The organism is Bartonella sp. CL434QHHD, from assembly GCF_042195145.1.
GTDB lineage: Bacteria > Pseudomonadota > Alphaproteobacteria > Rhizobiales > Rhizobiaceae > Bartonella.
In genome coordinates, this window is the sequence record NZ_JBHINT010000037.1 from 1 (window position 1) to 6,187 (window position 6,187).

At 36.7% G+C, this 6,187-nt stretch carries 3 protein-coding genes and 1 pseudogene; all 4 read left to right on the forward strand.

The features are described 5' to 3' along the window. Positions 1 to 580, forward strand: a pseudogene (locus tag ACFILN_RS06650) (DUF3792 domain-containing protein); the annotation flags it as partial. An 860-nt stretch (positions 581 to 1,440) separates the two neighbouring features. Then, positions 1,441 to 1,833: a hypothetical protein gene (locus tag ACFILN_RS06655; protein ID WP_273790981.1), complete on the forward strand. Its 393-nt coding sequence runs from the start codon at positions 1,441 to 1,443 to the stop codon at positions 1,831 to 1,833. A 598-nt stretch (positions 1,834 to 2,431) separates the two neighbouring features. Further along, the gene (locus ACFILN_RS06660) at positions 2,432 to 3,796 is read left to right on the forward strand and encodes an MFS transporter (RefSeq protein WP_375671123.1); all 1,365 of its coding nucleotides are present in this window, start codon (positions 2,432 to 2,434) and stop codon (positions 3,794 to 3,796) included. A 1,410-nt stretch (positions 3,797 to 5,206) separates the two neighbouring features. Continuing rightward, positions 5,207 to 6,145, forward strand: a complete 939-nt coding sequence (locus ACFILN_RS06665; protein WP_375671125.1) for an abortive infection family protein — start codon at positions 5,207 to 5,209, stop codon at positions 6,143 to 6,145. Positions 6,146 to 6,187: the final 42 nt, after the last annotated feature.

The window sequence follows — 6,187 nt, forward strand, 5'->3', positions numbered from 1 at the left end:
AAAGTTTTTTGCAAAAAATAGTGACAATGGCATCAATTTTGACCAACTTTCGAGTGAATTGCGCACCCTTCTCAATAAAAGTGACATTCCTGCTCTCAACCCTGAGCGCTTAAAACAAACCTATCAAGCTGCACTCAATGATATTGGTTCTGCGATAACAGCTTTCAAAAATGATCCTTCTTACTATCGCACCACTTTAAAAAATCTTGGTGAGCGTCTGTCCGATCGTGTAGAAGATCTCACGACAAAATTTGATCGAAGTGATATCATCAATGCCCTTGTGACCGATGGCATGTCCCGTGCGGATGCACAAACAGCAGTCAACCGTGCCGTCCAACTCTATCAAAGCGCAGAAGAAAAGACCGAAAAAGCCATCAAAGTCCTTGAAGAACGGGCAGAAACACTCTCAGACAATCTTGAGGATACGATCAAGGGCGCCAAAAACACTGCGACTAAAGCCACAAAAACAGCCTCCAATATGGGGTGGTGGGGCTTTTTAGGCAGTCTGGTAGGCGCCATTATTTCCAGTGTTTTTGGCTACTACGGTTATAGAAGCCGTAAGGACACTTTCATGCTTTAAAACGTCTACCTTTAAAGCAAATACATAAAAAGCTGCACGTATAGTGCAGCTTTTTTGCAAAATCTTCTTGATTTTTCATGCTTTTCAACACAACAAGAATTTTCGAAATCCACGTGAAGCTTTTATAATCGTGAGAAACAAGCTTCAAAATAAAAGATTTTTTTCAATAATTCTATTTTTTTATGTTTTTCCTTTAAAAAACTTCTTAAATGAAGTGTTGACTCCATCGATTATATATATGCCATTACAGCATAACAAATATGCGGCTCTTGCTCTATTTTTTCCATTTAAGCCAAACGAATTTCGCAAAAAAATATTTCTCTACGATCAACAACTTTTCTCAATGTGGAAAACATATCAATCTTACATCTCATGTAAGAGGGAGCATTATGCGGTTAACATTTCATCCACACACAATATGAGAGAATAAGTTGAATTCTCTGATACAAAGGGAATACCAACCTACCAAATTATCTATTCTCAACAAAGCAACACTCTCACCACTTCAATACCAGTATTTTAGTTTGAGTATACGAACACAATTTACATTCTAGATTAAATGTATCAAATAAACAATGAACATAAAATCTATGAATAAACAATGGTTTAACTTTACATGCTTCAAACAAAGGACAAAATTCTATAATCATGCGTTATTAATTCTTTTGTAAATATTTTTATCAGATATCAAAAATCGTACCATTGCTTTCAATACAAGAAACCGACATAAAAAGTTTCATATTGAATGACCAAATAGTTTTTTTACAAATTGCGATATTAGAGCAAAAGCTTCATTGGCTAATTATACGAAAAAATAAAATAGAAAATGCATTTTAATAAATATAAAAGCAAATTGTTTTATAAAAGAATATGTAAAAAACCATAGATCACCTTATGATCATGTTATTTATGATTCAGATATTGAGTTTAGTTTTGCACAATCGTTTGAAAAAAACGATGAGATTAAAGTTTATGCGCAACTGCCTAAATGGTTTAAAATTGATACACCTCTTGGATCATATACTCCCGATTGGGCTGTATTATTCGAGCAAGATGGGCAAGAAAAACTGTATTTTGTTGTGGAAAGCAAAGGAAGTATTTTCGAAGACATGTTGCGCGATCTGGAAAAAGCAAAAATCCATTGCGGTCATGAACATTTCAAAGCTTTGGGAGAAAATACCCAATATATTGTTTCTGATAATTATGAAACTTTTATCGATCAAGCACTTCAAAAAGATACCATAACAACTTGAAAAAATGTTTGGGCTATGGAAACAACCCTCCCCTGTTGTTTATAAAATGCACCTTTTTCCTACTCTATAATTTACAAGCCCTTCCTTATAACCGATTTTAATTTTTATTAAACAATCAAGAGATTGTCGAATATTTTCCAGAAAGGGCTGCACATTTAAGAAAAGAAAATTATAAACTATTGAGAATACATTTGACACCCAAACAATCATTTAAGCATAAAAAATGATATATAAACAAACATTGGATTTTTAAGTCAATAATTTGATTTATAAAGATTTTCACATTTTCCATGTTAAATAATAAATGCAAATGGAGCAGGCATGCACGTCTCGTGTAGGTTCTGCTTTTGCTCTCATGCAAAGTGAATTGACAGAAAACAGACTCCTCGATAAACTCATCAAAATCAGCTTAACTGATGGCTTCATTTTGGAGGAAGAGGGGTTTGTACACAAGAGAAGCATTTGGGGACCATCAGCACTTCCAATCACATTCATTCCAATATCAAAACCGCAGACATCACAAACACGTGTTAATTTTTAAAAGTCTGTGAATGGGGCGCAACCAATGTTTTAAAGAACATCTGTAGGGAGCATGATCATGCAAAAGGTAGATTCCTATACAAAAACAGAACGGTATGTCATATATACCGTCATTATTTCCAGCATACTTCCTCTGCTGGACGGAAGCATTGTTAATGTCATCCTTCCTAACCTTGCGCATTATTTTTCCGTGGAAGGAAATAATATACAATGGATTGTAACATCCTATTTTCTAGCCACCGTGCCAGGACTACTGATGGCAGCTTTTGTGCAAGGAAGAATAGGTATCAAAAGCACTTGGTTTCTTGCAAGCTTCATTTTTATGCTTGGATCACTGGGGGTAGGATTAAGTTATAGTTTTCCAACTATTATATCTGCCCGTATCGTTCAAGGTTTTGGGACCGGTCTTTTGCTGCCCCTTAGCCAAACCATCATTGCCTTACAATTTGGACAGACACGAGTGCGCCAAGCCATGGGCACCATAGCCGTACCAACAGTTTTCGCTCCTGCCTTTGGTCCGCTGGTGGGCGCCTCACTTGCTCAGTATGTCTCTTGGCGTTTGTTATTTTTTATTAATATTCCGCTTATTTTATTGGCACTCACCCTTGGAGCAAAACATTTAAAGAACAACGAAACAACAAAAACAAAATTTAACTTATTTGCATTTTTAGCGTTTTCCATATCGCTTCTTTCGTTTTTTTACCTCACAGAAGCCAGAAACATCAATAACAAAAACCACTTATATATCCTAGCACTTATAGCCGTGATATTTCTCATATTATTCATTGTTTCTAATCAGAAAGCAAAAAACAAATTAATCGTCTTTAGCGGATTTCAAAATGCGCGCTATACATTACTCATGATCATGGGGCTTGTTGCTTCATTTCTTTTTTATAGCTTCCTCGTTTATTTCCCACTAGCCATTGCCATGGAACAAGCCCATGAAAATAGCCTTCTCATCATCGGTGCCCTCCTAGCTCTGCAAGGGGTAGGAGCATGGATCGGAAGGAAATTTATTTACCAAAAATGGAAAGAAAAATCTCTCTTTTTCATGATAGGAATTGGTTTAGTGACATCAAGCCTTGGGTTATTATGCTTCGGCTATAATATAAGCATGGATGGACTTGGATTCTTGCTAAGAGGCATAGGACTTGGCATCGCCACCATTGTCTGCCTTTCCGCCCCCATCCAATATGTCAACAGTTTATACGTCAAAGATACAGCCGTTATCACACGCATATTACAGCAAATAGGTGGTGCCTTAGGGGGTATATTCGCTGGCTTTTTGATCCATTCTCTGACAGAAGAATACTTGTCCTTAAACCAAACATATATCGTATTCTTCATATTCTCTATCGCTGCATTTTTACTGTTTTGCCTAGCCCTCCTCTTATCGCGTAAAGAGAAGAATTCCGATTTATGATATGCTTTATTTGAACACCCTATCCATAACATTGGCAATGGCATATAAAATCATACAGCATTTACCACTTTTCGAGAAACCAACACACTGAGACCTTGACCACAGCCTTCATCATTTTTATGAAAGAACACTAAACCGATAAGCTCCTTAAGCTCTAAAATTGATCACCTCCAGTAACGTACGGTGTTTGTAATTTTATGATACCTCTGTGCTTTTAGATCCCTCTAAAAACCTCTTGAAATATGGGATTTTCTGATCAGACCTTTGCAAAGATCCACGAAATTAAGCACGCATTTCAATGCGGAATAGTTCCATAAATGCGCTAACAGACGCCCTACCGCACCAGCATAGAATATAGAACCCGCCCCCGCGCACGCCCCTATAAATGCTAATCATCTTTTACCACACACCGCGATGTGAAAAATCGCACTGTATTACAAACTTGATAATGTTATTCACCCCTTTTCAAAGTCATTGAATCACTATGCTTTCATAACAGCAATAGGTCCAAATGAAACTGAAGAGACAAAAACAGCTGGTAAAGCAGCATCTTCTCTCCATTTCATTGTTAACTGTTATAAGAAATCTCCCCCACTTTAATAAAAAAGCCCTCTCTCATTGAGAGGGAAATTTTAAAAACATTGAAAATCATGATGCACAATGACAGACAGCAAACCATCTCTAAAAAGACTGTTTCTTGATTTTCACAGCGTACTCTTAGATTTCTCTAACATTTTCCTGCCTTTAGATTTTCCTTATAAAATTTACGGACAAAAGAAGCTTTTCAGAACTCTTTTACACATAACTTCATTGCTTCAAGCTCCCTTACAGACACGATAAACGCGTATATTTCCATCTACCAAGTATGCGAGCTTCACAGCGGATATAATGAAAACAGTCTTTTTATAGAAAACCGTAAGCTTTAACGGAATAAACGAGATTTTAAACTAGCCTCCCGCATTACTCATTACTCTATACCGGTTATGCAAATAAAGAGCCACATCTACTTTTTCTGACAAGCAAAGAACACACACAACATTTAGTAACATGCCATTATTGAAATTCTTGTCACAAAACCTTCCGTTCAGGGATTATGCGCATTGCCTGCTTCCTTCTCTCTAATAAACAATCTGCCAATAAAGAATGTTATTGCAGTTACGATAATACAAAATTATACTTCTGTTCTCATTCTATATTTTTCCAATTATCACGCATTATTCACCCCCTTCACTGCTTCACTGTTATAACAATGAAAGGAGAAAAAAATTAAAACACAATATGGCATTTCTCTTTCACAAATCTTATATAAGCCACAAAATTGTTGCGCGACTTTCTAAGCAAGGTCAGACAATAAAATCATACTCTAAAAACCACTCAACATAGCACTTTTTGATATTACAAAGATACAAAATGCAACTATCGTCTCCGCAAACAATATCTCAGAAAAACAAAATCCCTCCTGCAACAATTAGGGCACTCTCTCAAATATTACCAAAGTACTATTGGCCAGAGAATTTGGATGCCTTATTCTTTTATACACCATCTGCTCCTCATGAGTACCTAAGTGATGATAAAGAAGTCACGATTAAGAAACGACTAGACACAATCAATGTAAAATGCAATGAACCGCTTGAAGTCCTTGGTCCCCTGCTTGGTGATTTTTTGGACAGCGAGTTTCATAAGTTAGTCGGATTCATATTTCAAGACATACCAGAAGATCAAATGCTACAACAGCTTAAAACAGATCAACGTAAAGTTTTAGAAACGTTAAAGAAAGATGGATTAGAATATCAGCGTGGAGGGCATCTTATCAAGAAGGAGTTGACCTCCACACAAGAATTGCAAAAAGCTGGTCTCCTCTCGATGGAAGAGCTAAAAAAACTTATTGCAGAGAAAGAACTTTCAGCAGTAGAAATCGAAATAAATAGAGCATTAGAAAATATAGAAAAAGATCCAAGGGAGGCAGTTCTATTTGCAGCAAATCTGTTGGAAGCCTCTTGCAAAGCTTATCTCGACCACCATTCTATCCCATATGCAGAAAACGCCCGTAATAATCTGCCCGCTTTATGGGAAGAAGTCGTTAAGAAAGCTAAGATCCATCCCGAAGATATGAAGCAAGAAAACTTAAAAAATCAAGATCTAGATGAAAATGACTTAAAAATGATCGCATCCGGTCTGTATCAAATTGTGCGCGGTACTATAAAGTTAAGAAACAAGAAAGGTGCAGCGCACGGCCGCTCAGAAAAGGATTTTGAACTAATCAATCTCAAGCCTCGCCATGCGCGTTTAACTTTTAATGCCGCCCATTCTCTCTCAATTTATATTTTAGAGCTCATGGATCAGCCATAATAAAAAACCATATCACGACTACCAGCATTTTCTCGTGCCATT

What these genes read in the sequence shown, in the direction of transcription:
- ACFILN_RS06660 (WP_375671123.1), top strand. Translation starts at nt 2,432, where the DNA reads ATGCAAAAGGTAGATTCCTATACAAAAACAGAACGGTATGTCATATAT.
- ACFILN_RS06665 (WP_375671125.1), top strand. Translation starts at nt 5,207, where the DNA reads ATGCAACTATCGTCTCCGCAAACAATATCTCAGAAAAACAAAATCCCT.